Origin of the sequence: Microbacterium sp. Leaf288 (genome assembly GCF_001422925.1) — a bacterium.
Taxonomy (GTDB): domain Bacteria; phylum Actinomycetota; class Actinomycetes; order Actinomycetales; family Microbacteriaceae; genus Microbacterium.
This window is the reverse complement of record NZ_LMNI01000001.1, coordinates 163,598-189,977: the sequence shown is the minus strand read 5'-3', so window position 1 is coordinate 189,977 and position 26,380 is coordinate 163,598. Positions and strand designations below refer to the sequence as shown.

The window sequence follows — 26,380 nt, the reverse complement described above, 5'->3', positions numbered from 1 at the left end:
AGGAGCGAGAGCTCGAACCCCTGCTCGACCAGCTCGAACTTCACGCCGATCCCGAGGCTGATCCCACTACTGCGGCAGGGCACGCGGGAGTAGCTTCGCGATAGCCGGTTCCTGCGTGTGAGGCGGGTGTCAGATGTTCCTGGTGATCGTATGCGGGGCGCTGCTGATCACGGGGGTGGTGCTCGCGATCCTGTGGAATGGCGAGCGGCTCACCGTGCCGCACCTTCCCGGGGCGGATGCACCCACACGACGTCATCGCGCCGGCTTGCGCTACTACGTGTGGTGGGTGTCGGTCTTCCTGGTCGCGGCCACGGCCTCGAGCATCCTCGTGACCGGCGCGGGCGGGCGGCTGGTGATGCGTCTGCTGGCTGTCACCTCACCGCAGGCGAGGGGGCGGCTCACGGAAGCGGGGGAGCTCGTCGGGTTCATCACGCTGGAGGGGACGCTCGGCTATCTTCTCTTCGGCGCGATACCGTTCGCGTTCGCATCGGCGCTGCTGTATCTCCTCGTGGAACCGTGGCTTCCCCCGGGACGACTGCGCGGCCCGGGTTTCGGTGTCCTGCTGCTCGTGACCGTGTCGCCCTTCATCGATCCTCTGCGCTCCGACAACATCGACTTCGACATCGTCGGGCCTGGATGGCTCGCGGTGCTCCTCTTCGCCGGGCTCGCCGTGCTGCAGGGCGCGTTCCTCGCGGCAGTCGCGGGGCGATTGAGCCGCAGCCTTCCACTCATGTCGCGACGCAACTGGCCGGCGACGACCGTCCCACTGCTCCCGGCTGTCGTGCTGTGGCCGCTCGGAGTCCTGCTCGCTCTTGCCGGACTCGTCGCGCTGGCATTCCCCCGCCTGCTGCCGGCGTTGCTCGCAGCCCGCGCGTCGAGGATGGGGGTCCTGATCGGACGGATCCTGCTCGCGGTGGCATTACTCGCGGCGCTTCCCGCCTTCATCGCTTCACTGGTCTCGATCTGGGCTCGCTGACCTCCGCGAACCACGACGAGCAGGGGCGATGGCCATCCTGATCATGCCCGCACCTCCACGGCGATCGCTCTTCGGCGCCGGCCCCTCTCGAGCGAATCGACATGGACAGCGAGGGCGGACGTGGAGCCCGCCCTCGCCGTGGATCAGCCGGCGGTGACCGCGATCTCGTTCGGCGCGACGTCGAGGGTCGTCGACGCCACGATCTCGCCGGTCGTGACGTCGACGGCGTGGATCGCGTCCGCGGCCGGCTCGGTCACATAGGCGATGTCGCCGAGGACGACGATCGCCGGGTGCGGGTCCTGCCACTGGGCGGGGCCCTCCCATGCCTCGATCGCGGGGAACGTGTCGGTGATCTCGCCGGTGGCGGGGTCGAAGACGTGGATGGATCCGTCGCTCGCGAGGATGTAGGCGAGGTCCTCGGGCCCACGGGCGATGTCGCGGAACGTGTACTCGACGCCCTCGGGCAGGTCGACGACTTCGAGGGTGCCGGCCTCGGTGTCGATGACGGTGACCGCTCCGAGGAGGTAGCCCTCGGCATCCGGGTCGTTCTTGTAGTCGCCGACGACGAGCGGGCTCGTCTCGCTGACGTACGCGTTGCCCATGCGGCCATAGGGCTGGTGGGGGGCGTCGAGCTTGAGGATCTCGCCGTCGCGGTAGAGGAGTGCGCCGTTCTCGCAGCCGAAGACGACGGCCTCGTCGGCGGCGGTCCCTTCGCCGTGCACGCCGGGGCAGGCGTCGCTCGTGGCGATCACTGCGCCGGAGGCATCGCGCGCCGAGACGCCGGTGCGGCCGTCGGCGCCGCCCACGGTCGTGAGGAAGGTGCCGTCTTCGAGGACGACCGAGACGCCGTGGTGCGCCTCGACGCCGGGCACCGTCTCGGTGGCGGGCAGCTCGCCGTCGGCCGAGAGCAGTGCGTCGGTGTCGAAGACGGTGGTGTCGCTCGTGCCGTCGGCGTAGAGGATCGTCTTGCCGCCGTGGCGGACCACGTGGCCCGGGGTGTCGGCCGCGAAGATCAGATCGGTGAGCTCCGGCTCGTCGGTGCTCCCCGCCGCGGTGTCGAGCACCTGGAAGCCTTCGCTCATCGTGACCAGCACGTGGCGGCCGTCGCCGGCGGGGTTGAGGCGGGTGAACTCCTCGGAGGCGAGGTCGGCCACCGGTTCGAGGGTCTCGCCGTCAAGCACGAGGATGCCGCCCTCGTACGAGAGCGCGATCCGGGGCCCTGCCGCGGTGGCCGTCGGCGTCTCGGCTCCGCCGTCGACGGGTGCCGCGGCAGGAGCGGATGAACAGGCCGCGAGGGTCGCGACGGCACCGGCGGCGACGGCGATCAGGCCGGCGCGGCGCAGCGTGCGTGTGCGCATGGGTGTTCCTCTTTCTTGGGGGTGGGGCTCATCGCGTGAGCCCGGTGGCGATGCGCTGCGTGTTCTCGCGCATCATGGTCAGGTAGTCCTCCGCGCCGCCGCCGGAGGCGGTGAGCGACTCGGTGTACAGCTCCACGACCTCCACGTGCGTATCGGTCTCCGCCGCGAGGGCCTGCATCAGCCGGTCCGGCGAGGACGACTCGGCGAACACCGCCGGCACGTCGTTCTCTTCGATCGCGGTCACCAGGTCGGCGAGGTCGGCCGCACTCGGCGCGGCCAGTGTCGTACCGCCGGGGATCGCGGCGCCCACGATGCGGAACCCGAAGCGTTCGGCGAGATAGCCGAAGACATGGTGGTTGGTGACCAGTGCCCGGCGCTCCGCGGGAATCGTCTCGAACGCCGTCGTCATGTCGTCCTCGAGCGCTGCGAGCTCGGCGAGGTAGGCGTCGACGTGCGCGTCGATACCGCCTGCATCCACCCCCGACAGGGCGGACAAGCGCGGAGCGAGTGCTTCGACGACATCGATCATGCGGCCCGGGTCGGTCCAGAAGTGCGGGTCGGGTGTGCCGGCGGCATCGCCCGAGGCGTATGCGAGCACTGCGATGGCTTCGCCCGCGACGAAGCTGTCGACTCCTTCGGCGACGGCGGCGTCGATGTGCTGCTGCAACCCTTCCTCGAGGCCCAGACCGTTCGACACCAGCAGGTCGGCGGTGCGCAGGCGCGCGGCATCCTGTGCGGAGATCTCGAAGGAATGCGGATCGGCGTCCGGCCGCATCAGCGTCATCACCTCGACGTCGTCGCCGACGAGCCGGTCCACGACGTCGCCGAGGATGTTCGTCGACACCACGACGAGCGGGCGTTCATCGTCTGCCGGCGCGCACCCCGCGAGGACGGATGCGGCGAGCCCGGCCGTCAGCAGCGCGGTGAGCGCTGCGGGCACCCGCCGGCTCATCGACCGGTCTCCGCGAACAGGGCGGGTTCCGTCGGTGTCGCGAAGGTCCGCGAGATGCGGGCGGCGTCGGCGAAGTCGATCTCGTAGACGACCTGCTCCGCCGGCCCGTTGAGGTAGGCGCGGGCCTGGTCGGCGATCAGCGTCGGGCTGCCGGCATCCGTCGCGAGCGAGTCCGCGACCAGCGGCCCGGTCTGCGACAGCAACGCCCCCGTCTTCCCGTCGATCACCAGCACCCGCCCGTCCACAGCGAGCGCGAGCACGTGCTGGGCCTCGTCGTCGACGGCGGTCGCCTGCACGATCGGTCGGTCGACCGCAAGCAGCGTCCAGGTGCGCTCGCGAGTGTCGAGCAGCCAGATGCCCTGGTCTCCTGCCGGACCGGCGACCGTGGGCCGGCCGTCCCGTCCCGCGAACGCCGTCGCCGGCGGAGCCGCCGTGCCCGCGGGGTACGGGATCCGCTCGAGCTCCACGCCGCCGTCGACGAGGGTCGCGAGGAGCGCGCCGTCGGCGCATCCGATGACCGCACCGACACGGGTCGTGACAGTGCCCCGCGCGTCGGCGCAGTCGGCGGTGGCGCCGGGCTGCGGCATCCCATCCTCGTCCAGCACCGAGACGGATGCCGCCACCCCGGCCTGCGGCTGTGTCACCAGCGCGTACCCGCCGATCGGCACGACCAAGCCGTCGTGGGGGTCGACCTCCAGGCGGAATCGCTCGACGAGTTCGCCTCTCGACATCGCCGCGGTGTCGAGGAGCACCGCTTCGCCGCTCTCGGCGAAGAAGACCCCGGTACCGCCGGTGGTCGACGACGAGGTCGTCGCCACGGTCGCAGGCCCGCGGCCCGGCACCTCGCCCAGCATGTTCGGTGCGGCGAGATAGTAGTGGAAGTGGTCGACGTGGTCCCACGTCCACCGGCCGCTGTCGACGATCGAGAGCCCGTCGCCACCGTCGGCGAAGACGTAGCGGCCGTCGCTGCTCGCGCGAGATGCCACCGGTACCTCGCCGAGCTCCGCGACCGACTCGTCGAGCAGGTCGAGCTGGCGCACGGTGCCGCCCGGGTCGATCGTCACCACGGCGAGCGGAGGCTCGCTCATCTCGGTCGCACGGGCCACGGCGCCATGGCCGGTGGATTCGGGACTCGCGGCGGGCGCGTCGGCCTCGGCACGCGCGCAGCCGGTGAGCGTGAGCATGGCAAGCGTGAGCATGGCGGTCAACGGGGCAGATCTGTGGGGCACGGGGGCTTTCGTTCCTTCGTCGGATGGGGGGTGGATGCTGCGGCGCCGACCTCTCGGTCAGGCCAAGGCGCCGCGCGTGGTGAGCGTGTGCACACGAGCGGCGTGCGCGGCCCACGAGGCCGCCGCGAGGAGCACAGCGGTGAGGGCGATGGAGGCGCCGGCGGCGGTTCCCGCGTGCCACGACAGCAGCAGGCCGAGAACGACGGCGGCGATGCCGAAGCCGCACGCGAGGGCCATGGTGGACGGCAGGCGGCGAGTCCAGTGGCCGGCGGCGACGGCCGGCGCGATGAGGAGACCCACCACCAGGAGCGAGCCCACGGCCTGATACGACGCGACCACCGCGAGTGTGACAAGGCCGACCAGCGCGGCCTGTGCGATCTTCGGCCGGAGCCCGAGCACCGCCGCCACTCTGCGGTCGATCGCGAGCGCCACGAGGGAGCGGTGCGCCACCGCGGCGACCGCGAGGCCGATACCCGTCGCCCAGGCGAGCACGACCAGATCTTCGGTCGAGATCGCGAGGATGTCGCCGAAGAGGATGGCCGTGGCATCCGTCGCGAAGCTTCCCGAGTGCGAGATGACGATCACGCCGGCCGCGAGCATGGCCACGAAGAGCATGCCGATGCTGGTGTCGTACGAGAGTCGCCCGCGTCGCTGCAGCGCACCGATGCCGAGACTCATCGCCACTGCGCTGACGCCCGCGCCCAGCAGCACGGGCACACCGAACAGGGTCGCCAGAGCGACGCCCGGGAGCATTCCGTGGCCGAGAGCCTCGCCCAGAAACGCCATGCCGCGAGCGACGACCCAGGTGCCGACGACACCGCACAGCACGGCCACGAGGCCGCCGCCGAGGAGGGCGCGCTGCACGAACTCCAGGGTGAACGGATCGGTCATGAAGGTCACGAGCGACGACCGTAGCGTTAATGAGAACGATTCTCAAAATCAGTTAGGCTGAGCTCGTGCCCTTCCGAACGACGTCCGCAGCGCTGTCTCTGCGCGCGGTCTTCGTGGACCATGCCGGGACGCCGGCACTGCGTGACGTCGACTTCGACGCGGCTGGGGGCACCCTCACCGTGATCGCCGGGCCGAACGGCGCCGGCAAGTCGACGCTGCTCGAGGTGCTCGCGGGAACGATCGCACCGCGTGCAGGCAGCGTCGCGATTCGCGCGGCGTCACGGGCCTTCGTGCCTCAACGCGCGGCGATCTCGCCGACCCTGCCGCTCACCGTGCGCGATGTCGTCACTGTGGGAGCGTGGGGGCGGGTCGGCGCGTGGCGCCGGCTGGATCGCGCGGCACGAGAGGCGGTCGATGCCGCCCTCGATCGCCTCGACCTCACCACCCTCCAGCGGGCGCCATTCCCGGCGCTGTCGGGAGGACAGCAGCAGCGGGCCCTCCTCGCGCAGGGGTTGGCGCGCCGAGCCGACGCCCTCCTGCTCGACGAACCCACGACCGCGCTCGACCTGGACAGCGCGAGACGGATCCTCGGTGCGATGAGATCGGAGGCGGATCGCGGCGTCGCCGTGGTGTGCGTCAGTCACGATCAAGCGGTGATCGATGCTGCGGACGTCGTGGTTCGCCTCGACGCGGGCATCAGGTCACCGAGATAAGAGACCTCTGCCAGCCCGATGACCCGTTCGGCGCGATCGGTGCCACCTCTTCGCGCTGCAGTTCGCCGTTCTTGTTCGTCGCCCGCACCGAGACGTAGTGAGTGCCGGGTGCGGCATCCCATTCCAGGAACCACTGCACCCACGTGTCGGTGTTGATCGGAGTCGAGAGTGTCGCGGGCTGCCAGGCGCCGTCGTCGATGCGCACTTCGACGCCTTGGATGCCGACGGACTGCGCCCATGCGACGCCGGCGATCGGGATGCGGCCCGCCGCGACCGGCTTGCCGATCTTCGGGGTGTCGATCCTCGACGAGAACTTGATCGGCGCCTCCGCGCTGTAGCCGCGGGGCGTCCAGTAGGCCTCGTCCTGCGCGAACGTGGTGACCTTCAGCTCGGTCAGCCACTTGGTGGCCGAGACATAGCCGTAGAGACCGGGCACCACCATCCGGACGGGGAATCCGTGCTCGAGTGGCAGCGGCTCGCCGTTCATCGCGACGGCGAGGATCGCGTCGAGCCCGTCATCGGTGAGGGCGGACAGCGGGGTGCTGGCCGTATAGCCGTCGACGCTGCGAGAGAGCACCATGTCGGCGCCGGATCGCGGCCCGGCGAGGCGGAGGACGTCGCGCACCGGCACGCCCAGCCACATGGCGTTTCCGACGAGCTCGCCGCCGACCACGTTGGACACACAGGTCAGCGTGATCGCGTACTCGTCCAGCCCCATCGCGAGCAGCTCCTCGAAGCCGAGCTCGACACGTCGGTCGACCATGCCGTCGACCACCAGCCGCCAGCTGTCGGGATTCACGGTGGGCACGGTGAGGGCCGTGTCGACCCGGTAGAAGTCCCCATTGGGCGTGAACAGGGGCGTGAGGCCGGGGATGTCGAACTCCGCGCCCGCAGGCACCGTCACGGTCGATCGTGCCGCGGGGAGGCGCAAGGCACGCCGAACCGCCTCCACGGACGAGGTGGCCATGCTCACGGCTCTCGCCGTCACGCCGACGATCACCGCGGATGCACCGGCGACACCGGCGATGACGAAGAACCGGCGCCGATCCACACCCGAGCGACTCGTGCTCGCCTGCTCACCAGGCTCCGGCGGAACGATCGCACTCTGCCATCCTCGAAGGCACCGGCAGAGCACGACCAGCACGATCGAACCCGCGACCGCTCCGATCACCGGCGGCAGGAACGCGAGCGGGGTGGCGCCGGCCCGTGTCACGATCGCCGCGACCGAGAGCGCCCCGGCGAGACCGAGCGCGACGACGCCGAGGGGCGGCCTCACGAACTGCAGCACCCCCGCGATCGCGGAGGCGATCACCACCGCGAGCCCGAGTCCTGCCAGCAGGGCGACCTTGTCGAACTCGCCGAACGTGGAGATGGCGAGTTCCTTCAGCGGTTGCGGCACGACGTCGATCACGAACGATCCGACGGCCAGGATCGGACTGGCATCGTGCGCCACCAAGAGGGCGAGCACCTCGGCAGCCGCGAGGAACACCGCTGCGCTGACCACGCCTGCGAGCGCGGCGAGCGCGAAGAACCTGCGCGGGCGACGTACGGTCACCGTGCACCCCCATCCACGAGCCGAGTGCTCGACGGTTGTTCGGAGCACCGCTCCGATCGGATCTGAGGCGCCGGTTCCGCGGGGCGCCGGCTCGTCCGAGCGGAGAGACCGGTGGCGACGGCCCGCCCGAAGGTCTACTGTGAGCGCCGGGTCCCTTCACCTCGCCGGTTTCACAAGGGATGGAGCGTCGTCATGAGCGGTGGAATCGAGCGCACCGAGCAAGAGTTCCTGCGATGGGTCCATCGAGACATGGAAGGCCCGATGGCGGACTTCCGTGATCCGCATCAGGAGTGGCGGCGCCTGGTCTCCGAGCTGTACGGCACCTTTCTGCTGGTGCTCGTGGCTGCCGGCGCCGGAATGATGGGGCAGGCGTTCCCGGGGACGATCTCGCGCGCGGCCGCGGTCGTCGCACCCGCGCTGATGGTGATGGGGATCATCCTGTTCATGGGCAAGGTGTCGGGTGCGCATCTGAATCCGGCCGTGAGCATCGCGTTCGCGCTGAGGCGCGACTTCCCGTGGCGAAGAGTGCCGGGCTACATCGTCGCCCAGCTCGCCGGCGCGACGCTGGCGGCGCTCTTCCTGCAATGGGTGGTCGGAGTGTCGGCCACCTACGGCTCGAACTACCCTGCCGAGTCGTATGGTGCGGGGCCCGCCTTCGTCATGGAGGCGGTGCTCACCCTCGGTCTCGTGAGCGTCATCCTGGGGACGGCGTCCGGGGCCCAGAACATCGGCATCTTCGGGGCGCTCGGCGTGGGCGGGTACATCGCCCTCGCGGGTCTGTGGGCAAGCCCGATCTCAGGAGCATCGATGAATCCGGCCAGAACCTTCGGCCCGGATCTCGCCAGTCTCACGTTCACCGACTACTGGGTCTACGTCGCCGGCCCACTTGTCGGCGCTGTGATCGCGGTCGGCATCGCGTTCGTCCTGCGGGGACGGGGTGGGGGCGAGTCGGGCTCCGCTGCAGCGCAGGGGAACCTCTTCACCGAGACCGGCAGCTCGGATCAGACCTGACGCCATGATCTGGGCCTTCCGGCCGTGCGGGGCGAGCGGGCGAAGATCCAGCTGATGAGCCAGGCGATGAGCAGCGTCCCCACGATGATCAGTCCGAACGAATCGAGGTTCGTCTCCGCGATGGCCTCGACGGGCGCCCACCGGACCCCGGCGGAGTCGACGAGCACGCCGCACAGGCCGACGGTTCCGACGATGAATGCGACGGTGACCGAGAGCAGGATGAGGGCGGCGTTGTAGCGTCGCCGCCTCTCGGGACGATCCGCCGACCATCGGTAGAGCCCCGCCGTGACGATGCTGTTGAGGCCGTCGCACGTCACCATCCCTGCGGTGAACAGCAGCGGCAGCACCATCGCGGCGTACCACGGCATGACGATGCCCGCCCCGCCCGCGATCAGGAGCAGCGCGATCGTCGAGGCGGTGTCGAATCCCAACCCGAAGAGGAGGCCCACGACGAACATCTTCCACGGGGCATCCAGGGTCGCCGCGGTCCGCGCGATGAGCAGCGAGATCACACCACCGGGCAGGGCGCCCTCACCGGCGGCGTCCCCCCGCGCGCGACGGAGAAGCCGAACGAGGATGACCAGGTTCGCCGTCGCCATGGCCAGGAGGAAGATGCTCGACACCGTCGGGCCCCAGACGCCGGTGAAGATCTCCAGCGGAGAACCTTCCGCCCCGATCTGGGCGGTCAGCGCTCCGACGCCGGCGGTGACGAGACCGACCGCGACCAGCACGACGGTGGAATGCCCCAGCGCGAACCACAGGCCGACGCTCGAAGGGTCCTTCCCGTCGTCCACCAGTTTGCGGCTGGTGTTGTCGATGGCTGCGATGTGGTCGGCGTCGAACGCATGGCGCATGCCGAGCACGAAGGCGGTGACGGCCAGACCGATCCCGAACGTGGACGTCCCGGCCTGATAGTCCGCGGGCAGCACCACGATCGTGAACAGCGCCCAGCTGACGAGCAGCAGTGCGCCGGCGACGATCAGCACGCGGCGCGCGGTCGGTGTGATGCGATTCATGGATGCCTCGTTCCCGGCTTCATCGGTGGCAAGAGGCTCCGCCCCCGAGCGTGCCGATTCCTTCGTGTTCTCAAACGACATGCGCAGGCTCCCGGTCGAGCAGAGCGGCGTCGAGGAGGACGCCGCCCAGCGGGCTGTCGTGCGCAGACTCGCCGAGATAGCGCACCACCGACCCTGCTCTGTCGAGCTCGAGGCGGGTCGCCCCGGGGACATCGGCGACATGCGCCTGGTCGCCGACGGAGATGATGCTGTCCATGACCCGGTTCGCTCCGAGGATGCCGGGCACGCGGGAGTCGCCGCGCACCTCGAGGGCTTCGCGGACGATGGGGCCCCGCGCGTCCGAGACATCCGTGTTCGCCGTGAGCCGGCCTCCGCGCTCTCCGGTGCGGCCGAGGACGAGGGTCTCGCGCAAGACCGCCGACGCATCGCGGCCGAGCGTGATGGTCAGCGACCGCGTGAGGGAACCGGCATCCGTGATCACGGTCGGAAGACCGTCCCAGGCGAGCCGCGCACCGGGCTCGACGTCGACGCGGGCGTGCCACTGCGACGCGTCGCCAGTCTCGCCCGGACGCCCGTAGACGACGAGGCCGCCGATGTCGACGAGGCGGAGAGTGCAGCCCTCGCCGACGGTGATCCGAATTCGCACGTCGTCGCCGGGGAGGAGCATGGCGCGCCCGGCGACCAGCGCCACTTCGACCGATCTCCCGTGCCGCCGCACGAGGCGTGGCACGACGAGCTCGCCCTCCAGCAGACAGGACACCCCCTCCCCGCGGGGCGAGATGTCGACGACGGTGGGGATCACGGGTGCACGTGATCGGCGTGGCTGTGCGCGTGCGGCGCCTCGCCGTCCTCGTGGGTGTGAAGGAAGCCGGTGCCGTCCTCATCGGCGTGGAAGTGGGGTGCCATGGGGCCCGGGTCCTGCGGGATGTGCGAGCCGGCGCGGTGTGCGGCCAGGACGGAGAGCACCCACGCGCGCAGCGCGGCCACCGACGGGGCGTCGGTGCGCGACAGGGCGAGTACGGGCCGGTCGTCGCGTGCGGCTGTGGCATCGGCGACCATCTGCGGGACGTCCACGCCGACATAGGGGGCGAGGTCGGTCTTGTTGACGACCAGGAGGTCCGCGCGGCCGATGCCGGGTCCGCCCTTGCGAGCGACGTCGCCGCCGCCGGCGACGTCGAGCACGAAGATCTGCGCATCGACGAGGGCGGGCGAGAACGTGGCGGTGAGGTTGTCGCCGCCGGATTCGATCACGACCATGTCGAGCGGCGCGAACGCGCGCTCGAGGTCTTCGGCGGCCAGCAGGTTGGCCGTGACGTCGTCGCGGATCGCGGTGTGCGGGCACGCGCCGGTCTCGACGGCGATGATGCGCTCGGGCTCGAGGACGCCCGCCGACCGGAGGAAGCGGGCGTCCTCATCGGTGTAGATGTCGTTGGTGATGACGCCGATGCGGATCTCGTCGGCGAGGGCACGGCAGATCGTCGCGATGAGCGATGACTTGCCGGTGCCGACGGGACCGGCGACGCCGAGGCGCAGAGCACGGGATGCGGCGGATTCAGGCACGGAAGAGCCTCCTGTTGGATCGCGCGTGGGCTTCGGCCCACGCTTCGGATTGTGGTGCGGTGAGTGCGGGGATGTCGGCGGGGCCGGTGATCGCGGCGATCGCGGCGAGGCGACCCTCGACGCGACCGCACAGTTCGACCACGAGCGACACGAGCTCGAGCGGATCGCGCGGCTCGAGTTTGAGCACGGCGGCAGTCGCGGCCTGCATGTCTTCGTAGACGACGAGTCGCGCGAGCTCGAGCGGCGCGATGTCGAGCCCGGCGGCGATGACGCCGAGCACGCAGGGGCGCGGCGGCGGGGTCGGACGCTGCCGCCAGGAGGCGATGGCCTCGTCGCCCGGGAGCAGCATGCCGCCGACGCGGAGGTACCCGCGTGCCAGCAGCCGTGCGGCATCGCGCTGCGCCTTGCTCGGGGTGCGGGCGGCCCACGCGGCCTCGACCGCGTCGAGATCGCCGCCCGCGAGGCGGGCGTGGCGGGCGGCGACCGCGGTGCCGGCCTCGACGAGGGTGGTGGTCGCGGCCCTGCCGTGCAGGAACGCACCGAGGTGCGCAGCATCCACCCCCGCCATCACCGCGGGCTCGACCCCCGCCGAGTGGGCGTGACCGCCCGAGGGCAGTCGCGCGTCGGCCAGCAGCAGGGCGGCGGTGGAGGCGGAGAGGGGCGGCATCAGAACAGCTGGTAGAGCTGGGCCAAGGGCAGGCGTGCGGCGGGCGCGGGCTCCACGCGCTCGCCGTCGATCGAGATGTCGAACGTGTCGGGCCGGATGTCGATGCGGGGGAGCGCGTCGTTGTTGCGCATGTCGGCCTTGCCGACCGCGCGCGTCGAGGCCAGCGGCAGCAGGCGGCGCGTGAGTCCCAGCCGCTCTTCGAGGCCGGCGTCCAGCGCCGCGGGCGCGACGAACGAGACAGAGAGCGAACCGCCGATCGCGTCCGCGAACGAAGGGCGCATCAGCACCGGCTGGGGCGTCGGGATCGAGGCGTTCGGGTCGCCGAGCGCCCCCCACACCAGTCCGCCGCCCTTGACGACGACGCTCGGGCGGAACCCGAAGAAACGCGGGTCCCACAGCACCAGGTCGGCGAGCTTGCCGACTTCGACAGAGCCGACCTCGCCGTCGATCCCGTGCGCGATCGCGGGGTTGGCGGTGTATTTCGCGACGTATCTCCGGGCGCGCTCATTGTCGGCGGGGAGGCTCTCGCCCAGCGACCCGCGCCGGGCCTTCATGACGTGCGCGACCTGCCAGGTGCGCGTGATCACCTCGCCGATGCGGCCCATGGCCTGCGCGTCGGAGGACGTGATCGAGATCGCCCCCATGTCGTGGAGGATGTCCTCCGCAGCGATCGTGGTGGCACGGATGCGGGACTCCGCGAACGCGAGGTCCTCAGGCACCCCCGGATTGAGGTGGTGGCAGACCATCAGCATGTCGAGGTGCTCGGCGACGGTGTTCACGGTGTGCGGCAGGGTCGGGTTCGTCGACCCGGGGATGACGTACGGCAGGCTCGCGATCGACAGGATGTCGGGCGCATGGCCGCCTCCCGCGCCTTCGACATGGAAGGCATGGATGCTGCGTCCCGCCATAGCCGCGATGCTCGACTCGACGAAGCCGGCCTCGTTGAGGGAGTCGCTGTGCAGGGCGACCTGCAGTCCCCACTCCTCGGCGGCGCGCAGGCTCGCGTCGATCGCCGCCGGCGTGGATCCCCAGTCCTCGTGCACCTTGTACCCGGCCGCGCCGGCGAGGGCCTGCTCTTCGAAGGCCGCGGCCGACACGGTGTTCCCCTTGCCGAGCAGCAGCACGTTCACCGGCAGACGGTCGAGGGAGCGGTGCATCTGCTCGAGGTGCCAGGCGCCGGGGGTGACCGTCGTCGCCTTCGAGCCTTCGGATGGTCCCGTGCCGCCGCCCACGATCGTCGTGATGCCGGTCGCGAGGGCCTCGTGGATCTGCGAGGGGGAGAGCAGGTGCACGTGGGAGTCGATGGCCCCCGCGGTGAGGATCTTGCCTTCGCCGGAGATCACGTCGGTGGAGGGGCCGATGACGAGCCGCGGGTCGACCCCGTCGGCGATGTCGGGGTTGCCGGCGCGACCGATGCCCACGATGCGCCCGTCACGGATGCCGACATCCGCGCGGACCACGCCCCACCAGTCGAGGATCACGGCGTTGGTGATGACGGTGTCGAGCGCGCCGTCAGCGCGCGAGACGGTGCTCTGCGCCATCGATTCGCGGATCGACTTCCCGCCGCCGAAGACCGCCTCTTCGCCGCCGACGGTGAGATCGTCCTCCAGCTCGATCCACAGGTCGGTGTCACCGAGCCGGATCTGATCTCCCGTGGTCGGCCCGTAGATGCGGGCGTACCGCTCCCGGTCGACGCGCACCATCAGTCGACCTCCGTCGAGCGGATCTGGATGCCGGGAACACGTCGGTGTCCGCGCAGTGTCACCGCGGCGACGCGCTTCGAGACGCCGGGCTCGAATCGCTCGGACGTGCCCGAGGGGATGTCCAGCCGGAATCCCGCGGCCGCGGCGCGATCGAACTCGAGCGCGGCGTTCACGTCGGCAAGGTGGATGTGCGAGCCGATCTGCACGGGCCGATCGCCGGTGTTGAGGATGACGAGCTCGAGCCGCTCGACGTCGGTGCGGTCCGCGTTGAGCTCGATCCATCCGGGGCGGACCCGGATGGCGCCCGGTCCGGATGCGGATCCTGATGCCATTGCTGCTCCTCAGTCGATCGGGTGGTGGAGGGTGACGAGCTTGCGTCCGTCGGGGAACGTCGCCTCGACCTGTACGTCGGCGAGCATGTCGGCGACGCCGTCCATCACGTCGTCCCGGCTCAGCACGGTGCGGCCCTCGGCCATCAGCTGAGCCACCTCCGCGCCGTCGCGGGCGCGCTCGATGACCCACGTGGACAGCAGCGCGACCGCCTCGGGATGGTTCAGCTTGACGCCGCGCTCCCTGCGATCTCGCGCCACCATGCCCGCGACAGCGAGCAGCAGCTTCTCCGTGTCGGCGGGTGACAGGTGCAGGGGTGCTCCCTCCTCGTGGATGCGTGTCAGAAGTCTGCCATCGCGCTGGCGCAGTGAGATTCTTTCGCGCGCGAGTGGCCAGCGTTGAACCCCGGAAAATCAACGGATTCGGCAACCTCGGCTGTCGCACCTTTTACATCCTCGACATATGAGAGCAATGGCAATGTAATGCCGTGACTCCATCGTGGGACCACCCGCAGCGCCCATGCGCTCGGCTTGCACCCGCACCGCATCACACCTGACACGCACCGCATCACCCCCGAAACGGAGCACAGCATGATCACCACCCACAGGAAGCGCCTCCGGGCGATCCTGGCCACGGGCGCGCTCGTCACGAGCGCCGCCCTGGTCCTGTCCGGCTGCGGCAGCCGCGCCGGCGACGCAGCCCCGAGCGAGTCGGCCGCGGCCGCCGAGAGCTGCGTCGACACGTCCGGCGACACCATCAAGCTCGGCTTCCTCAACTCCCTCACCGGGGGCATGGCGATCTCCGAGAAGACGGTGTCCAACGTGCTGCACATGGCCGCCGACGAGATCAACGCCGACGGCGGCATCCTCGGCAAGCAGATCGAGTACATCCAGGAGGACGGCGCCACCGACTGGCCCACCTTCGCGGAGAAGACCGAGAAGCTGCTCACGCAGGACTGCGTCGCCGCGATCTTCGGCGGCTGGACCTCCTCGTCGCGCAAGGCCGTCAAGCCGGTCGTGGAGGAGCACAACGGACTGTTCTTCTACCCCGTGCAGTACGAGGGCCTCGAGGCATCGCCCAACATCTACTACACCGGCGCGACGACCAACCAGCAGATCATCCCGGCGATGGACTTCCTCGCCTCGCAGGGCGTGAAGACGCTGTTCCTCGCGGGCTCCGACTACGTCTTCCCGCGCACCGCGAACGCGATCATCAAGCTGTACGCCGAGGAGCTCGGCATCGAGATCGTCGGCGAGGAGTACGTGCCGCTCGACAAGGACGACTGGACCACTCAGGTGGCCAAGATCGCCGCGGCCAAGCCGGACTTCATCTTCAACACGATCAACGGCTCCTCGAACGTCGGCTTCATCAAGGCCTACTACGACGCCGGCCTCACGCCGGAGACGACCCCGATCATCTCGGTGTCGATCGCCGAGGAGGAGGCGCCCGCGATGGGGCACGAGGTCACGGGCAACTACGCGTCGTGGAACTACTTCCAGTCGCTCGACACCCCGAACAACCCGGCGTTCATCGAGGCGTGGAAGGCCTACCCGGGCTCGAGCGGCGTGACCAGCGACCCGATGGAGGCCGCCTACATCTCGCTCTACCTCTACAAGGCCCTCGTCGAGGCCGCCGGTTCGTTCGACGTCGACGCGATCAACGACGCCGCGGTGGACAACGAGATCACCGTCGACGCGCCGGAGGGCGTCGTCACCCTCGATGGTGAGAACCACCACATCTCGAAGCCGGGCCACATCGGCAAGATCAACGCCGACAACCAGTTCGACATCGTCTGGGCCTCCGACGAGTTCATCGAGCCGGACCCGTACCTCGAGGAGTACGACTGGTTCCCCGAGAACGTCCGCAAGTCGCTCGTGGCTGCCGCCGGCTGATTCTCGCAACGGATGCTGAGACCCCGTGCCGCACGCACGGCACGGGGCCTCAGCATCCATCCCCCCTTCCACACACCCATTCGCACAGAAGGGAGTGACCTCGCATGGATGCACTCATCCCCCCGCTGCTGAACGGCAGCGCCGTGGGTGCGCTGCTGCTGCTGGCAGCGCTCGGGCTCACGCTCATCTTCGGTCAGATGGGGGTGATCAACATGGCGCTCGGCGAGTTCATCATGGTGGGCGCCTTCGTCACCTATCTGACCCAGCTGGTCGTGCCCTCCAGCGACATCTCGATCCCTCTCGCGCTGCCTGCGGCGTTCCTCGTGGCCGGTCTTCTCGGGCTGCTGCTCGAAGTGAGCATCATCCAGTGGATGTATCGCCGGCCGCTCGACACCCTGCTGGCCACGGTCGGCGTCTCGCTCATCCTGCAGCAGGTCGCCCTCCAGATCTTCCCGGCCCAGGGCGTCCCCGTGGAGAATCCGGGGTGGCTTCAGGGCCAGATCGACGTGTTCGGCTACGCGTGGCCGCTCCGCCAGGCATTCACGATCGCGCTTGCCGGTATCTGCGTCGGCGCGCTCGCCGCCTGGCTCAAGTACACGTCGTTCGGTCGCCGCATCCGGGCGACCGTGCAGAACCGCGACCTCGCAGAGACCGTCGGCGTGCGCACGCGCAACGTCGACCGGATCACGTTCTTCGTCGGGTCCGGGCTCGCCGGGGTGGCCGGAGTCGCCGCATCGCTGATCGGTGGCACGAACTCCCAGATGGGAGTCCAATACATCATCCCGGCCTTCCTGGTCGTGGTCGCCGGCGGGATCGGCCAGATCAAGGGCACGGTCATCGCCGCATGGGTGATCGGCGTCGCGATGGCGTTCTTCGCGGACTGGACGAGCGGCAGCCTCGCGCAGGTGCTCGCCTTCGTCCTCGTCGTGATCTTCCTGCAGCTGCGCCCGCAAGGGCTCTTCACCGTCCGCACGAGGGGGTTGGCATGACCGAGCTGACGAAGATCGAACTCGCGAGCCCCGATCTCGCGAAGCCCGTGACGCGCAATCGCAGCCCGCGGCTGTCACTCATCGGTATCGCGGTGTTCGCGGTGCTCCTTCTGGCGGTCGCCCCCTCCGTGCTATCCATGCACTGGATCAACAACCTGGGCAAGTACTGCGCGTGGGCGATCGTCGCGGTGGGCATCGGACTGGCATGGGGCCGAGGCGGCATGCTCGTCATGGGGCAGGGCGTCTTCTTCGCTCTCGGCGCCTACTCGATGGCGATGCACATGACGCTCGAGACCGCGGGACCGGACGCGACCCCCACGTTCATGATCCTGTACGACCCGCTGGCTGCCGTCCCCGCGTTCTGGGAGCCGTTTCGCAGCGAGCTGTTCACGGTGCTGGCGATCGTGCTCCTGCCGGTGATCGTCGCAGGGGTTCTCGGCTTCGCGCTGTTCAAGCGCCGGGTGAAGGGGGCGTACTTCGCGATCCTGACCCAGGCGCTCGCCGTCGCGCTGGCGGTGCTCGTCAGCTCGACGATCCGTGAGACCGGCGGCGACACCGGGCTGAGCGATTTCAAGTACTTCTTCGGCTACGTCCTGAACGACGATGCGAACAAGCTCATGATCTACATGATCACGGTGGGCCTGCTGATCGTGTGCATGCTGGTGGCGTGGCAACTCTACCGCAGCCGGTTCGGCGAGCTCCTGCTCGCGACGCGTGATGCTGAGGACCGCGTGCGGTTCCTCGGGTACGACCCGGCCAACATCAAGCTCGTCGCCTTCGTCATCGCTGCGGTGATGGCGAGCATCGGCGGGGCGATGTTCGTGCCCCTCGTCGGCATCATCACCCCGCAGGAGATCGGCGCGTCCGCGTCCATCCTCTTCATCGCCGGCGTGGCCCTCGGTGGGCGTGCCTCGCTCTTCGGCCCGGTGCTCGGGGCGATGGCTATCGGCTGGGGGCAGTCCAGCCTCGCATCGAGCTGGCCCGAGGGCTGGATCTACATCCTCGGACTGCTGTTCATCGTGGTGACGCTGTTCCTCCCGAACGGGCTCGCCTCGCTCATCGGCAGGATGTGGACCGCCGCGCGGAGCACCGCAGGCAGGCGCACCAAGGCCGACAGGGGGCTGGCAGTATGAGCGGGACCGACGCGACGCCTCCCCTTGCCGAGGCGGGGGAGCCCCTGACTCCTGAGGCCGAGACCTCCGTGAAGGTCTCGAATCTCACGGTGACCTTCGACGCGTTCACTGCCGTGAGTGACGTGAGCCTGCTCATGCTCAAGGGACAGGTGCACTTCCTGATCGGGCCGAACGGCGCCGGCAAGACCACGCTCGTCGACGCGCTGACCGGGCTCGTCCCGGCCACGGGCACCGCGATGTACGACGGCATGGACCTGCTGTCCATGAAGACGAACAAGATCATCCGGGCGGGTGTGGGGCGCACGTTCCAGACCGCGACCGTGTTCGACGAGCTCTCGGTGCTGCAGAATCTCGACATCGCGGGCGGGGTTCACCGCAAGGCGTGGCGGCTGCCGCTCACGCGTCGCGGCGTGCCCTCGTATGTCGAGGAGGCACTCGAGACGATCGGGCTGACCGCCCTGCGCGACAAGCCGGCGGGAACGCTCGCGCACGGCCAGAAGCAATGGCTCGAGATCGGCATGCTTCTCGTGCAGGACGCGAAAGTGATGTTCCTCGATGAGCCTGTCGCCGGCATGAACGCTGACGAACGCGACGAGACGGGGCAGCTGCTGCGCCGCATCGGCGACGAGCGCACGATCATCGTCATCGAGCACGACATGGACTTCGTCCGCAACTACGCCGAGTGGGTCACCGTGATGCACATGGGCAAGCTCCTCACGGCCGGGACGGTCGAACAGGTGCAGGCCGACAAGCGGGTCCAGGAGGTCTATCTCGGGTCGGCCGCGGACGCCGCCGTCGAGGGGAAGGGCGATCACTGATGCTCGAGATCAAGGGAGTCACCGCCGGATACGGGCGCACCAAGGTGCTGCACGACGTCACCGTGGACATCCCCACCGCTCAGGCGGTGTCTGTCATGGGGCACAACGGCGCGGGCAAGACGACCCTGCTGCGCGTGGCTACGGGACTGATTCCCGTGATGAGCGGTCAGGTGCTGATCGACGGCGAGGACGTCACACGGATGCCGCCTTCCAAACGCGTGCAGCGCGGACTGGGGTACGTCCCCCAGGGGCAGCAGTCGTTCCCGCGGATGACGACGCTCGAGAACCTGCAGCTGGTCGCGAAGCGGCAGTCCGACATCGACGAGGTCTTCGATCTCTTCCCGGTGCTGAAGGAGCTGCTGGGACGGCGTGCCGGACTGCTCTCGGGCGGGCAGCGCCAGCAGCTCGCGATTGCCCGCACGCTGCTGACGAAGCCGAAACTCCTCGTGCTCGATGAGCCCACCGAAGGCATCCAGCCGAACATCGTCGCCGACATCGAGCGCGTCATCATCGACCTCACCCGGCGCGGCGACCTCTCGGTCCTCCTCGTCGAGCAGCACGTCGGCTTCGCGCTGAGGTCCACGAACACGTTCTACGTGCTGCAGTCCGGCCGGATCACGATCACCGGACAGGGGGGAGCCGCCGCCATCGACACGGTGCGTGACGCGATGGCGATCTGAATCAGATGGATTCTCCGCGGCAACGCGCACGAAACACGCCTCCGGCATGATCCAGACAGTGGAAGCGCTGGAGGTGAGTGTGCATGCGCTGGGCGTGAGAGCCGGCGCGCGGGGCGGGGACGCACGCTCCGCTGCCGAAGACAGCCTCGAGGACTACGCGTTCCGCTACGTGCCGCGCTCGTTCCGTCGCTGGAGCGCTCTCTCCGTCGGCGGCACCGCGCTCGGTTCCATCGCCTTCCTGGCGGACTTCTCGATCGGCGCCAGCGTCGGCCTCGAGCACGGCACGACGAACGCCGTGCTCGGCATCCTGCTCGCCTCCGTCATCATCTTCGTGGTCGGGTTCCCCGTCGCGTACTACGCGGCGCGTTACAACCTGGACCTCGACCTCATCGCCCGCGGCTCGGGCTTCGGGTATCACGGTTCGATCATCACGACGGTGGTGTTCGCGGGCTTCACGTGCATCTTCTTCGCGCTCGAAGGCGCGATCATGGCCCAGGGCCTGGAGGTCGCGGTGGGCATCCCGCTGCCGGTCGGCTACGTGATCTCCACGGTGGTCGTGATCCCGATCGTGATCTACGGCATGCGCGCGCTCGAGCGGCTGCAGTTCTGGACCACGCCTCTCTGGCTCGCGCTCGCCCTCCTCCCGCTCATCTGGGTCGTGTTCACCCAGCCCGATGCGGTGACCGAGTTCATCGGGTTCGAGGGCGCCTCCGACGGCACGGTGAGCTTCAGCGCCGTCGTCGCGAGCGCTGCGGTGTGCTTCGCGCTGACTCCGCAGCTCGCCGAGCAGATCGACTACATCCGGGTCATGCCGCCCCGCAGGGCTGCGAACTCGCGGTCCTGGTGGGCTGCGTTCGTCTTCAGCGGTCCCGGGTGGGTGATCTTCAGCGGGACGAAGCAGGTGATCGGGCTGTTCCTCGCCGTCTACCTCGTGACGAAAGTCGACCCGGCGCTCGCCGATCGCGCCGCCGAGCCGGTCAAGCAGTTCCTGGGCATGTACCAGTCCCTGGTGCCGGACTGGATCGCCCTCGCACTGGTCCTGCTTCTCATCGTGGTGGCGCAGGTCAAGATCAACGTGACGAACGCGTACTCCGGCTCGCTCGCCTGGTCGAACGTCTACACGCGGGTGAAGAAGCGCTACCCCGGCCGCACCGTCTTCGTGATCTTCAACCTCGCGATCGCGCTCTCGCTCATGCTGATGGACGTGTTCAGCCTCATCTCCTTCGTGCTGAGCCTCTACGCGAACGTCGTCATGGCGTGGTTCGTCACGATCTCGGCCGACATCGTGATCAACAAGCATCTGCTGCGGCTCTCCCCGCTCTTCCCGGAGTTCCGCCGCGGAATGCTCCACAACTGGAATCCCGTCGGCCCCGTCTCGGTGGGCCTGGCCTCGCTGCTCTCGCTGCTGTGCTTCGCCGGCGCGTTCGGGCCGGCGATGCAGCCCTTCTCCGTGCTCATCGCGATCGGCGTCGCCGTCGTCGTCACGCCTCTCATGGCGATCGCGACCCGTGGGCGCTACTACCTGCGACGGACATCGGACGGCATCCCGAGCCCGATCCTCGACAGCGAGGGCAATCCGTCTGGGGAGCGGCTGCGCTGCCATGTCACGGGCTACACGTTCGAGCGGCCGGATATGCTGGCCTCGGCCGAGTCAGGACCACGGGGCGAGTTGCAGTTCGTCTCGTCCCTGGCGCTGACGCTCGATGACTCCGACCGGTACGTCCTCCCGGCTGAGCCGGCCACCACGCTCCATCCAGACGGGCGGGGAAGGATGCTGTGATGGACGAGATCGTCGACACCCCGTCTGCGATCCTCGCGAGCGCGGCCCTGCTGCTGCGGCAGCGCACCTTCGAAGACGTCTCCTACCTCGAGCTCGCCGAGGCCACCGGGGTCTCCGAGCGCACGATCTACCGTCGATTTCCCACGAGGTCGCACCTGCTCGAGGCCCTCGCGCGCTGGATCGAGGCGGAGCACTTCCCGGTCCCGGAGTTCCGCACGGCGACAGAGTTCCGTGACGCGGTGCAGGCACGCTTGCGCGCCTACGACGCCGAACCGGCGTTCGCCTTCGTCGCCGCCCGCGGGGGTGCCCTCTCTCCGACCGCGGATGACCCTGCCGCGCCGATCACAGAGGCGATCGTCTCGATGATCGACGCCGTGGCGCCGGGCCTGAACCGTCGTGACGCGCGACGGGCCGCAGCATCCCTCCGCTATTTCGTCTCGCCGATGTTCTGGGCGCGGATGCGGACCGGCTTCGACATGAGCGCCGACGAGACGTTCGGGGTGTTCGATCTCGCCCTGCGGCGGGTGCTGCCCGCCGCGACCGAGGCGAATCGGTCGGCGTGATGGCGACGCCTCCACCGGCGTCTCAGGTCTCGGGGACGCAGGCGGCGATCCTCGCCGCCTACGCCGAGCTCATCGAGGAGGTCGGCACCGACGACGTCTCGTTCCGACTCATCGCGCTGCGCGCGGGCGTCGGCGAGCGCACCGTGTTCCGCTACTACCCGACGCGCGTCGACCTTCTGCTCGCGACGTCGGCGTGGATCGAGCGCACGATCTTCACGCGCGCGGAGTCGGACTCGATCTTCGACGTGCCGATCGCGATACGCGAGGCGATGGAGGCGTACGACCGCCGGCCCGAACTGGCGCACGTCGTCGCCGAGACGGCGATGCGGGGTGTGAACGGCGCCGACCCGGCACCCCATCGCGAGGACTTCGACGGGATGCTGCGCCGCGAGGTGCCGTCGCTGGGCGACGACGATCGCCGGGCCGTCGTGGCGGCGCTGTGCCACCTCGACTCCTCGGCGACCTGGGTGACGATGCGCCGCGAACTCGGGATGAGCGGCCGCGACATCGCCGACGCCGCGACCTGGGCCGCGGAAGCGATCCTGGACCCGGTCCGCGATCTCGGTGGCGCTCACGGGACGCGACCGTAAGTGGGGCCCTGGGGCGGACCGGCGACCGACGCCCGCTTGCCTCGAGACGGAAGATCCTCACGTGATGAAGGCCGGCCGACCGTCGCACGGTCTCTGCGTGGCGATCAGTCGTCGTCGTCCTCCCGCTGCTCTTCCCTGAGCCGCTTCTCCTCCTCTTGGGCCTGCTTGCGCTGCTCCCGCTCAGCCTGCTTACGCTCCTCCTCGGTCACGCCCGAGTCTTCGCCGCCCCCGGTCCCGGTGTTCACCTCGGCGGGCGGGGAGTCGGACGGGTCGGGCGCTGCCGGGGTCGTCACCACGGGCGCCGGCGCGGGCTCCGGCTGATTGAGCGCCGCGATCCCGGCGACCGCTCCGACGAGGACGGCAACGGCCGCAAGCGCGCCCGCAAGTGTGGCCATGAGGCGCTTGCGTCGGGCCTTGTTTCCGGCTGCGTCCGGCGCGAGGGCTGCCGCTTCTGCTCGCCCGGACGAGGCAGCGATGACGCCCCCGGCTGGAGCGATCAGCGTCGGCGCCGTGAACGGAACTGTGGCCCCGGTCGTCGCGGCGAACGACCCGGCAGCAGGAGTGTGCTGCGCGAGGCTGCCGGTCGCAGCCGCGACCTCGGCGGCGGTCGGTCGCTGCGAAGGATCGGGATGCAGCATCCGTGTCAGCAGTTCGATCCACGGCTCATCCAGAGAGGCGGGGATCTCGGGCCGGCTCTCGAGGCGAGCCACCGCGGCTGCCATGCCGCCACCCTGCGGGTGCACCCGCTCGCCCGTGAGCGCCTCGAGGAACACCAGACCCAGCGAGTAGATGTCGGCCGCGGGTGTGGGCGGGTCACCGCGGAGCTGCTCGGGGGCCAAGTAGGCCACCGTTCCGATCACCAGCCCCGGCGAGGTGATCCTCGACGTGTCGAGCAGGTAGGCGATGCCGAAGTCGGCGAGCTTCGCGCGCGGGCGCGCGCCCGGGATCTGCGGCGGGCTCAGCAGCACGTTGGAGGGTTTGATGTCGCGGTGCACGACGCCGGCCTTGTGGACGACGTGCAAGGCCTCGGCGAGCTCGGCCCCGAGGTGACCGACGATGTGCGGTGGCAGCGGTCCACCCGAGGCCAGTCGAGCCCCGAGGGTCGGGCCGTCGACGAACTCCATGGCGAGGTACTCGGGCTGACCGGGCACGAGGCTGGCATCGAAGAGTGTGACGAGCGACGGGTGGTTCAGCGAAGCGAGCACCGTCATCTCGCTGCGCGCGCGCTCCGACGAAGCGCCGTCTATTCCTGGCCGGATGAGTTTGATCGCCACCGTGCGGCCCAGCAGAACGTCCTCCGCGCGGTAGACGCGGGCCATGCCGCCTTCGCCCACGAGGTCGCCGAGTCGATAGCGGCCGTCGATCAGCGGCGCCGTGTCGTCGGCGTTCGCGTCTGCCATCGGTTCCTCCTCGCCGCGGACCGAGCCCGCGACAGCCCCTTCGACGCTACCCGCTGCGCAGGTACCGCGCCGTGCCCTTGACGGTTCCGCGCAGCCGTGAGAGATGACGACGGCGGCGCTCGAGGGCGCGGTCGATGCAGGCACCTCTGGCCGCTGGGGTGTGACCACGGTAGAACGGGTCCATGGGATCCCCGCTGGTGTTGGGGCCGATGCTGCGCTATGTCGATGAGACGTCGGCCGCCATCTGGGTGGAGACGCGAGCCGAATGTCTGGTGAGTGTCCATGCCGAGGGGCGATCGTGGCAGGCCCGCAGCTTCGCCGTGCACGGCCACCATTACGCGCTCGTTGAAGTCGACCGGCTCGAGCCCGGAAGCGTCTCACCGTACGAGGTCGAGATCGACGGGGTCTCGGTCTGGCCGGAGCCAGGCTCTGAGTATCCGGCATCAGTGATCGCCGCGCGTACGCCCGGGCAACGGTCGCGGATCGCCTACGGATCGTGCCGTACCAGCGTCCCGCACGACCGGTCAGGCAACCGAACCCACGGCGTCGACTCGCTGCGCGCCTTTGCGCTCGCGGTGGCCGACGGCCGCGTGGACCGACCGGACATGCTGCTCTTGCTCGGCGACCAGGTGTACGCCGACTCCACCACGAAGGAGATGCAGGCATTCATCCGCAGCCGCCGCGACATCCGCGAGGAACCGGGCAAGGAGCTCAAAGACTTCGAAGAATACGCCCATCTGTACCAACTGGCCTGGTCGGACGACGCGAATCGGTGGCTGCTCTCCTGCGTGCCGAGCGCGATGATCTTCGATGACCACGACATCCGCGATGACTGGAACGCCTCGCTCGATTGGAAGCGGAAGATGCAAGCCACCACCTGGTGGCACGAGCGCATCGTCGCCGGCTTGGCGTCGTACTGGGTGTACCAGCACCTCGGCAACTTGTCCCCCCGGGAACGTGCCGCTGACCAGATGTGGCAGCAGGTCATCGGGCGGCGCCACGACGCCCCTTCTCCCGACCTGAGCACTGCGCTGGACGAGTTCGCTGACCGGTGCGACAAGGACCCCGACAGCTATCGCTGGAGTTACTCCCGGGACTTCGATGGAACGCGGCTGATCGTCCTGGATTCACGCGTCTCGAGAGATCTCACGCCTTCGGCTCGAGGACTGCTCAACGGTCAAGAGCTGGCGTGGTTCGACCGTCAGATGCGGGGCGGATTCCGCCACGTTCTGGTCGCCACCTCGCTCCCGATCCTTCTGCCGCTGGGCTTGCACCATGTCGAGGCATGGGATGAGGCGATCGCACAGGGCGCCTGGGGTCGACCGGCCGCGTGGGTCGGGGAACGGCTGCGGCAGGCATTCGACCTGGAGCACTGGGCGGCGTTCCAGAACAGCTTCCAGGCGGTTGCGGGGATTGCGACGGAGCTCGCGGACGGCACCCGCGGCCCGTCGCCGCTGACGGTGACCTTCCTCTCCGGCGACGTGCACTACTCGTACCTGGCGGAGGTAGAGCGCCAGGACGGCAGTCGCATCTTGCAGGCAGTCTGCTCACCGGTTCGAAATCCGTTGCCCCGCTTCCTGCGTTGGTTCTCGGTGGCGATGTCGTACGGCGCAGCGACGCCGCTGGGCGCTGCAGCCGCGCATTCCGCAAAGGTTCCCGACCCACCCTTCCGCTGGAGGACGGTAGAGGGTCCGTGGTTCGACAACAACCTCGCGCTGCTGCAGGACGGACCCGATGGACTCACGATGACATGGCACACCGGGGTGGTCGAGAACGGGGACGAACGGCATCCTCGTCTCGAGGAGGTGGCAGCCATCACGGTGCCCGCGAAGAGGGACTCCAGAGCTTCGTCCTGAGCGGCTGCGGACGAGTTCGGCTCCGGCGTGCGTGGGGCTCGAACTCGTCGACCCTCCGCGAGAACCTCTGGCAAGCGCGGAAGAGTTGGCACTCACCTCTTGAGAGTGCCAACCCAGCTTCCTATCCTTGAAGTGACCACATTCCGGCGGGAGTGATCGCGTTCGTACGTCCGGGGTTCTGGGAGTCCGTCCTGCGGGCAGTCGCACGGTGACGTGAGTGCTGCGGACGTGACAAGCGGGCGCTTTCTGCTGGGTGATCCAGATCGGAGGCGAACAATGTCAACTGAACCGAACCCTCGATTCGAAATGCGCAGGGTCTCCTCTATCAAATGGCTGATCGAGGACCTCTCTCTGCCTGAGAGCCACCCTGAACGTGTGGTGGCACACGTCTATGAGGTTGACGACCTGGAATACGACGTCGTGTGGCTGCGCGACCTCGGGCTCGCGGAGCAATTCATGTGCCCCTCTGACGTCCTCGACGCGGTCATCGACAGGGTCACCGCTCCGCGACGGCCCGCTGCGCGGCGTCCGATTCCGATCCCGCACCGGCCGCCGGTCAGGGAGCGCATCCCCGCCTGATGCAACCGCCGCCGCTCCGGTGGTGGGTGCCGCTGCCACCGAGCGGCGACGGTGGGGCGGACCGCCTCAGCCACCGTTTGCGAACGTCAGAAGCGCTGTCAACCCCCGACCTCGGCTACGCGTGATCGGTGAGAGTGGA

The 26,380-nt window shown here is 69.3% G+C and carries 26 protein-coding genes; 13 read left to right on the top strand and 13 right to left on the bottom strand.

The features are described from left to right. Positions 1-133: 133 nt before the first annotated feature. Positions 134-976 carry a hypothetical protein gene (locus ASF40_RS00755; RefSeq protein WP_056365047.1) on the top strand — a complete coding sequence of 281 codons (843 nt, stop codon included), beginning with the start codon at positions 134-136 and terminating at the stop codon, positions 974-976. A 143-nt stretch (positions 977-1,119) separates the two neighbouring features. Here the strand turns inward: ASF40_RS00755 and aztD are convergent, their stop codons facing one another. From aztD to aztB, 4 genes are read right to left on the bottom strand one after another with little or no spacing between them, the layout of a single operon-like run. After that, positions 1,120-2,334, bottom strand: a complete 1,215-nt coding sequence (gene aztD, locus ASF40_RS00750) for a zinc metallochaperone AztD (protein ID WP_056365044.1) — start codon at positions 2,332-2,334, stop codon at positions 1,120-1,122. A 28-nt stretch (positions 2,335-2,362) separates the two neighbouring features. Beyond that, positions 2,363-3,286: a zinc ABC transporter substrate-binding protein AztC gene (aztC, locus tag ASF40_RS00745; RefSeq protein WP_056365041.1), complete on the bottom strand. Its 924-nt coding sequence runs from the start codon at positions 3,284-3,286 to the stop codon at positions 2,363-2,365. Further along, entirely contained in the window at positions 3,283-4,515 is a 1,233-nt protein-coding gene (locus tag ASF40_RS00740) for an ABC transporter (RefSeq protein WP_235560084.1), read from the bottom strand. Before ASF40_RS00740 ends, aztC begins: the two co-directional genes overlap by 4 nt. Positions 4,516-4,572: 57 nt before the next feature. Further along, positions 4,573-5,406, bottom strand: a complete 834-nt coding sequence (gene aztB / locus ASF40_RS00735; RefSeq protein ID WP_442922679.1) for a zinc ABC transporter permease AztB — start codon at positions 5,404-5,406, stop codon at positions 4,573-4,575. 65 nt (positions 5,407-5,471) lie between these two features. Here aztB and aztA point away from each other — a divergent pair, with 65 nt between their 5' ends. Continuing rightward, positions 5,472-6,119 (top strand): zinc ABC transporter ATP-binding protein AztA, encoded by a 648-nt coding sequence (gene aztA / locus ASF40_RS00730; protein ID WP_056365035.1) that lies wholly within the window; start codon positions 5,472-5,474, stop codon positions 6,117-6,119. Here the strand turns inward: aztA and ASF40_RS00725 are convergent. Further along, positions 6,103-7,674: a molybdopterin-dependent oxidoreductase gene (locus ASF40_RS00725; RefSeq protein ID WP_056365032.1), complete on the bottom strand. Its 1,572-nt coding sequence runs from the start codon at positions 7,672-7,674 to the stop codon at positions 6,103-6,105. The two genes, aztA and ASF40_RS00725, sit on opposite strands and share 17 nt — an antisense overlap. A gap of 192 nt (positions 7,675-7,866) precedes the next feature. Here ASF40_RS00725 and ASF40_RS00720 point away from each other — a divergent pair, with 192 nt between their 5' ends. Then, a complete protein-coding gene (locus ASF40_RS00720; protein WP_082496776.1) occupies positions 7,867-8,685 on the top strand; it encodes an MIP/aquaporin family protein in 819 nt (272 codons plus the stop codon). Here ASF40_RS00720 and ASF40_RS00715 read toward each other — a convergent pair. From ASF40_RS00715 to ASF40_RS00685, 7 genes are all read right to left on the bottom strand, one after another. Beyond that, positions 8,676-9,701 carry a HoxN/HupN/NixA family nickel/cobalt transporter gene (locus ASF40_RS00715; protein ID WP_056365031.1) on the bottom strand — a complete coding sequence of 342 codons (1,026 nt, stop codon included), beginning with the start codon at positions 9,699-9,701 and terminating at the stop codon, positions 8,676-8,678. The genes ASF40_RS00720 and ASF40_RS00715 overlap by 10 nt on opposite strands. 70 nt (positions 9,702-9,771) lie before the next feature. Beyond that, positions 9,772-10,503 carry an urease accessory protein UreD gene (locus ASF40_RS00710; protein ID WP_056365026.1) on the bottom strand — a complete coding sequence of 244 codons (732 nt, stop codon included), beginning with the start codon at positions 10,501-10,503 and terminating at the stop codon, positions 9,772-9,774. Beyond that, positions 10,500-11,261 (bottom strand): urease accessory protein UreG, encoded by a 762-nt coding sequence (gene ureG / locus ASF40_RS00705; RefSeq protein ID WP_056365023.1) that lies wholly within the window; start codon positions 11,259-11,261, stop codon positions 10,500-10,502. The genes ASF40_RS00710 and ureG overlap by 4 nt, the downstream gene beginning before the upstream one ends. Beyond that, entirely contained in the window at positions 11,254-11,928 is a 675-nt protein-coding gene (locus tag ASF40_RS00700) for an urease accessory protein UreF (RefSeq protein WP_056365020.1), read from the bottom strand. Before ASF40_RS00700 ends, ureG begins: the two co-directional genes overlap by 8 nt. After that, positions 11,928-13,631, bottom strand: coding sequence for an urease subunit alpha (locus ASF40_RS00695; protein WP_157549325.1), 1,704 nt, complete (start codon positions 13,629-13,631; stop codon positions 11,928-11,930). Before ASF40_RS00695 ends, ASF40_RS00700 begins: the two co-directional genes overlap by 1 nt. Continuing rightward, the gene (ureB, locus tag ASF40_RS00690; protein WP_056365018.1) at positions 13,631-13,963 is read right to left on the bottom strand and encodes an urease subunit beta; all 333 of its coding nucleotides are present in this window, start codon (positions 13,961-13,963) and stop codon (positions 13,631-13,633) included. The genes ASF40_RS00695 and ureB overlap by 1 nt, the downstream gene beginning before the upstream one ends. 9 nt (positions 13,964-13,972) lie before the next feature. Beyond that, a complete protein-coding gene (locus ASF40_RS00685; RefSeq protein WP_056365015.1) occupies positions 13,973-14,275 on the bottom strand; it encodes an urease subunit gamma in 303 nt (100 codons plus the stop codon). Between the two features lie 276 nt (positions 14,276-14,551). On the opposite strand from ASF40_RS00685, the gene urtA reads away from it, so the two are divergent. The 8 genes from urtA (at position 14,552) to ASF40_RS00645 (ending at position 22,406) form a co-directional block, all read left to right on the top strand. Further along, positions 14,552-15,853: an urea ABC transporter substrate-binding protein gene (gene urtA / locus ASF40_RS00680; RefSeq protein ID WP_056365011.1), complete on the top strand. Its 1,302-nt coding sequence runs from the start codon at positions 14,552-14,554 to the stop codon at positions 15,851-15,853. Positions 15,854-15,957: 104 nt separating this feature from the next. Beyond that, positions 15,958-16,842, top strand: coding sequence for an urea ABC transporter permease subunit UrtB (urtB, locus tag ASF40_RS00675; protein WP_056365008.1), 885 nt, complete (start codon positions 15,958-15,960; stop codon positions 16,840-16,842). Further along, positions 16,839-17,975, top strand: coding sequence for an urea ABC transporter permease subunit UrtC (gene urtC / locus ASF40_RS00670; RefSeq protein WP_056365005.1), 1,137 nt, complete (start codon positions 16,839-16,841; stop codon positions 17,973-17,975). Before urtB ends, urtC begins: the two co-directional genes overlap by 4 nt. Continuing rightward, positions 17,972-18,793, top strand: a complete 822-nt coding sequence (locus ASF40_RS00665) for an ABC transporter ATP-binding protein (protein WP_082496774.1) — start codon at positions 17,972-17,974, stop codon at positions 18,791-18,793. The genes urtC and ASF40_RS00665 overlap by 4 nt, the downstream gene beginning before the upstream one ends. Beyond that, positions 18,793-19,473 carry an urea ABC transporter ATP-binding subunit UrtE gene (gene urtE / locus ASF40_RS00660; RefSeq protein ID WP_056365002.1) on the top strand — a complete coding sequence of 227 codons (681 nt, stop codon included), beginning with the start codon at positions 18,793-18,795 and terminating at the stop codon, positions 19,471-19,473. The genes ASF40_RS00665 and urtE overlap by 1 nt, the downstream gene beginning before the upstream one ends. Positions 19,474-19,519: 46 nt before the next feature. Next, on the top strand, positions 19,520-21,253 hold the full coding sequence (locus tag ASF40_RS00655; protein WP_235560083.1) for a purine-cytosine permease family protein: 1,734 nt from the start codon (positions 19,520-19,522) through the stop codon (positions 21,251-21,253). Continuing rightward, positions 21,253-21,816: a TetR/AcrR family transcriptional regulator gene (locus tag ASF40_RS00650; protein ID WP_056364999.1), complete on the top strand. Its 564-nt coding sequence runs from the start codon at positions 21,253-21,255 to the stop codon at positions 21,814-21,816. Before ASF40_RS00655 ends, ASF40_RS00650 begins: the two co-directional genes overlap by 1 nt. Continuing rightward, positions 21,816-22,406, top strand: a complete 591-nt coding sequence (locus tag ASF40_RS00645; RefSeq protein WP_056364996.1) for a TetR/AcrR family transcriptional regulator — start codon at positions 21,816-21,818, stop codon at positions 22,404-22,406. The genes ASF40_RS00650 and ASF40_RS00645 overlap by 1 nt, the downstream gene beginning before the upstream one ends. A 104-nt stretch (positions 22,407-22,510) precedes the next feature. On the opposite strand, the gene ASF40_RS00640 is transcribed toward ASF40_RS00645, so the two are convergent. Next, positions 22,511-23,806: a serine/threonine-protein kinase gene (locus ASF40_RS00640; protein WP_056364993.1), complete on the bottom strand. Its 1,296-nt coding sequence runs from the start codon at positions 23,804-23,806 to the stop codon at positions 22,511-22,513. 182 nt (positions 23,807-23,988) lie between these two features. Between ASF40_RS00640 and ASF40_RS00635 the strand changes: the two genes are divergently transcribed. Both ASF40_RS00635 and ASF40_RS00630 read left to right on the top strand, forming a co-directional pair. Next, on the top strand, positions 23,989-25,662 hold the full coding sequence (locus tag ASF40_RS00635; protein ID WP_056364990.1) for an alkaline phosphatase D family protein: 1,674 nt from the start codon (positions 23,989-23,991) through the stop codon (positions 25,660-25,662). A gap of 306 nt (positions 25,663-25,968) precedes the next feature. Further along, positions 25,969-26,241 carry a hypothetical protein gene (locus ASF40_RS00630; protein ID WP_235560082.1) on the top strand — a complete coding sequence of 91 codons (273 nt, stop codon included), beginning with the start codon at positions 25,969-25,971 and terminating at the stop codon, positions 26,239-26,241. Positions 26,242-26,380: the final 139 nt, after the last annotated feature.

Bases quoted from the DNA above. Each gene is read 5' to 3' on its own strand.
- ASF40_RS00755 (WP_056365047.1), top strand. From the start codon at position 134: ATGTTCCTGGTGATCGTATGCGGGGCGCTGCTGATCACGGGGGTGGTG.
- aztD (WP_056365044.1), bottom strand. From the start codon at position 2,334: ATGCGCACACGCACGCTGCGCCGCGCCGGCCTGATCGCCGTCGCCGCC.
- aztC (WP_056365041.1), bottom strand. From the start codon at position 3,286: ATGAGCCGGCGGGTGCCCGCAGCGCTCACCGCGCTGCTGACGGCCGGG.
- aztB (WP_442922679.1), bottom strand. From the start codon at position 5,406: ATGACCGATCCGTTCACCCTGGAGTTCGTGCAGCGCGCCCTCCTCGGC.
- ASF40_RS00720 (WP_082496776.1), top strand. From the start codon at position 7,867: ATGAGCGGTGGAATCGAGCGCACCGAGCAAGAGTTCCTGCGATGGGTC.
- ASF40_RS00715 (WP_056365031.1), bottom strand. From the start codon at position 9,701: ATGAATCGCATCACACCGACCGCGCGCCGCGTGCTGATCGTCGCCGGC.
- ASF40_RS00700 (WP_056365020.1), bottom strand. From the start codon at position 11,928: ATGCCGCCCCTCTCCGCCTCCACCGCCGCCCTGCTGCTGGCCGACGCG.
- ASF40_RS00695 (WP_157549325.1), bottom strand. From the start codon at position 13,631: ATGGTGCGCGTCGACCGGGAGCGGTACGCCCGCATCTACGGGCCGACC.
- ureB (WP_056365018.1), bottom strand. From the start codon at position 13,963: ATGGCATCAGGATCCGCATCCGGACCGGGCGCCATCCGGGTCCGCCCC.
- urtA (WP_056365011.1), top strand. From the start codon at position 14,552: ATGATCACCACCCACAGGAAGCGCCTCCGGGCGATCCTGGCCACGGGC.
- urtB (WP_056365008.1), top strand. From the start codon at position 15,958: ATGGATGCACTCATCCCCCCGCTGCTGAACGGCAGCGCCGTGGGTGCG.
- urtC (WP_056365005.1), top strand. From the start codon at position 16,839: ATGACCGAGCTGACGAAGATCGAACTCGCGAGCCCCGATCTCGCGAAG.
- ASF40_RS00665 (WP_082496774.1), top strand. From the start codon at position 17,972: ATGAGCGGGACCGACGCGACGCCTCCCCTTGCCGAGGCGGGGGAGCCC.
- urtE (WP_056365002.1), top strand. From the start codon at position 18,793: ATGCTCGAGATCAAGGGAGTCACCGCCGGATACGGGCGCACCAAGGTG.
- ASF40_RS00655 (WP_235560083.1), top strand. From the start codon at position 19,520: ATGATCCAGACAGTGGAAGCGCTGGAGGTGAGTGTGCATGCGCTGGGC.
- ASF40_RS00650 (WP_056364999.1), top strand. From the start codon at position 21,253: ATGGACGAGATCGTCGACACCCCGTCTGCGATCCTCGCGAGCGCGGCC.
- ASF40_RS00645 (WP_056364996.1), top strand. From the start codon at position 21,816: ATGGCGACGCCTCCACCGGCGTCTCAGGTCTCGGGGACGCAGGCGGCG.
- ASF40_RS00640 (WP_056364993.1), bottom strand. From the start codon at position 23,806: ATGGCAGACGCGAACGCCGACGACACGGCGCCGCTGATCGACGGCCGC.
- ASF40_RS00635 (WP_056364990.1), top strand. From the start codon at position 23,989: ATGGGATCCCCGCTGGTGTTGGGGCCGATGCTGCGCTATGTCGATGAG.
- ASF40_RS00630 (WP_235560082.1), top strand. From the start codon at position 25,969: ATGCGCAGGGTCTCCTCTATCAAATGGCTGATCGAGGACCTCTCTCTG.